3 protein-coding genes are annotated in these 2885 nt (G+C 62.9%); 1 reads left to right on the top strand and 2 read right to left on the bottom strand.

Annotated elements, in window-relative coordinates; translation table 11 throughout:
* A partial coding sequence (locus tag EOA27_RS30250; protein WP_127257957.1) for a hypothetical protein occupies nt 1-1527 on the top strand: 1527 nt, incomplete at its 5' end.
* Between the two features lie 484 nt (nt 1528-2011).
* Here EOA27_RS30250 and EOA27_RS30245 read toward each other — a convergent pair.
* On the bottom strand, nt 2012-2665 hold the full coding sequence (locus EOA27_RS30245) for a hypothetical protein (RefSeq protein ID WP_126082389.1): 654 nt from the start codon (nt 2663-2665) through the stop codon (nt 2012-2014).
* The coding region (locus EOA27_RS30240; protein ID WP_127257955.1) for a DUF3572 domain-containing protein at nt 2662-2885 on the bottom strand (224 nt) is incomplete at its 5' end. The genes EOA27_RS30240 and EOA27_RS30245, both read right to left, overlap by 4 nt.

Raw genomic sequence — 2885 nt, 5'->3', positions numbered from 1 at the left:
GCCCAGACCGTGGACAATCAAGGCGCCAAGCAGCTTTCCGACGATCTGGCGCGCTATTTCGGCAAGCAGGCGTTCGACAAGGGCGTGCTCAAGGTTTCGGTGGAGGGCGACGCCTACAAGATCGCGCTCGACATCAAAGCGCTCGTCAATGCGGTGCCGGAGCAGAAGCTCCTGAAGTTCGACATGGCCCCGTACGCGCTGATGGTGAAGCCGCGCAGCGACGGGTCGTGGGACGTCTCGTCGAATTTCTCGCAGGGCGCCTCATTCGAGTTCGAAGGGCCGGAGGGCCGCCAGAGCATGGAATTCACGATCAAGGACGGCAAGCTGACCAGCGTCTACGATCCGGCCCTTGCGGCCTTCACCAATGCAACCAGCTCCTTGGCCGGGATGACAATGACGTCCCGGGACGCCAAGCAGCAGGCCGATGCCTCGACCGGCGCCGGCACCGCCACCGTTGTCGCGACCAAATCCGCCAGTGGCGGCGTCGACTTCACGGCGACTCAAAAGGTCTCGGACTTCGTCGAGACCATCAAGATCAACGATGCCGACAACGGGATGAATTTTCCGCTTACCTTGAAAACGCCGGAACTTTCCGTTGACGCAAACGGCAAGGGCGTCCGGACCAAGCCGCTGCTCGACCTGCTCGCCTTTGCCGTGGCGAATGAGGACGAAGCCAAACTCAAGGCGAACCAGGCAGAGCTCAAATCGCTGATGCTGGCCGCGCTGCCGATCTGGCAAAGGATCGAAGGCAATTACGGCTTCAAGGATTTCGAGGTGGAGAGCCCTGTCGGCAAGTTCGGGGCGAAGCAATTCAGCACCGCATTCGGCATGGACGGCGTCTCCCAGAACGGCAAGGTCGATTACACGATCAAGGCATCGGGGCTGACGATCCCGCATCAGACCCTGCCCGAATGGACCACCCCCTTGCTGCCAACCGACGTCGACCTGAATTTCGGCGGCGCCAATATCGATCTCGATACGATGGCGAAGAAGGCGATCGAAGCCTTTGATCTCAATAAGGAACCACCGCTTCCGGATGAATTCGGCAAGGCTCTGGTCGCCGATTTCAAGGCCAAGAATCCCAAGGTCGTCATCGGGCACAGCACGGTGAAAAACGGCGACATCGAGGTCGCGCTGGAAGGCGAGATGACATTTCCAGGCGAGAAACCGGATGCGAGCGTGACCATCGACGTCGCCGGCTATGACAAGCTCGTCGATGCCCTGAAGGAAGGCGCCAAGAGCGATGAGCAGATGGCGCAGGCCTTTCCCTTTGCCCTGGCCGTCAAGGGCTTCGGCAAGACGTTGCCGGACGGTCGCCTGGAGTGGGTGATCAACACCAAGGCCGATGGGTCCGTCGCGGTCAATGGCGCTATGCTGAAGGGCCCGGACGAGGTCCAGGACGACAGCGCGGGACAGGACGACAATTCGAGCGGCGATGACGGCGCGAACGGAACGGACGATTCCACCGGAGGCGACGATTCGGACGGCGGCGACAATGGCGGGGCGGGCGCAAAGCTGCAGCCCTGAGCGTTTAAGCTAGTTCCCAGACACAGGGATCTTGAAGGGTTGCCGTTTGTTCCGGCGCAAGATTTTCCGTTCATTTCCGTGAACTCAGCGCAAACGCCTGGGATTGGTTGAAGCCGACTCCAACGTCGTCATTCTATGGCGGAGCAAGGAGCGGAGCGACGCGCGCAGACCATAGAATCCATGCCGTGACTTGGAAGCGCCGCCACGGTGCGGAATTCTGCTCCGTTGCACGCCTTGGCGAAGGTAACGGCATGGATTCCAGGGTCTTCGCGACGGAGCTTCGCTCCTGCTCCGCCCTGGAATGACGATCGCGATGGGCGTTTCGGCCAATCTCCAAGGCATGCCACCTCCAAGGCAAACAGAGCTGACTGGTCAAAATCCCTGTGCTGGGGAACTAGGGCGTTTCACCGTTTCACGGAAACGGCGAAGCGCCCTGCCTACAGCGGTCGCCGAGCCAACCGCTCACGGTTCTCCCAGGGTTACGCTAAAGCCCAAGAGCGCGCGCGATCTTGGGCGCGGCCTCGCGCCAGTCCTCGACCGAGACGATGTCCTCCGGCGTCGGCGGCAGGAAGGCGCGCAGCGAGTTGTCGGCCATCAGATGGAAGAGGTGGGCGTCGGCCACGGAATTGCGCGCCGAGACCAGGTTGGAGGGCTGGTCGTCGACAAAGGCGACCGGCCGGCCTTTGAGGCCGCGCAGCTTGGCGATGGCCGGCCCCTTGGCCATCTCCGTCGTCAGCAGCGGGTAGTCGAGCCCCAGCGCATCGAGATGGGCGCGGCGCACCGCGCGATGCTTGTGTGGCATGGCGGTCAGCAGGACGATCTCGGCGCCTTGGCCAAGCATCGCCAGGGCGTCCGCCGCGCCCTCGGTGATGCTTTGCCAATCCGCCTGGGTGTCGAAGAAATCGCCCAGCAGCGCCGTCACTTCCGGCTGTTCGATCAGCCGGCCGGTCGCCGTTTCGGCGATGTTGCCTGTCAATCGGAAGGACGAGAGCGTCAGCCCGAAGCCGCGCGTTTTGAGGAAATGCGGAAAGGGCCGGACGAATTCCAGCACGACATCGTCGACATCGAGCACCAGCAGCGGCCGGTCGTCGTCGGCAAGCTCTTCGATCTGCCTCGCCGTCTCGGGATCGTCGCTCATGTCGAGCGCTCGTGATCGTCGTTGCCGAGCGGGAGGGCACGCAATGCCTTGCCGATGGCGGCCGGCGGCGTGCCGGTCTCCTCGGCGAAGCGCAGCAGCGTCGGCTCATGAGCGAGGATGAATTGCAGGACGCCGGCAAGGAAGCCAGGCTCCGCAGCGGCCTTGCGGATCGAGTTGGCCTCGATGCCGGTGATCGCCAGGAAGCGGGGCAGAAGTTCCG

Source organism: Mesorhizobium sp. M2A.F.Ca.ET.037.01.1.1 (assembly GCF_003998075.1).
Lineage (GTDB): Bacteria > Pseudomonadota > Alphaproteobacteria > Rhizobiales > Rhizobiaceae > Mesorhizobium.
This window is presented reverse-complemented; position numbering and strand designations above follow the sequence as displayed.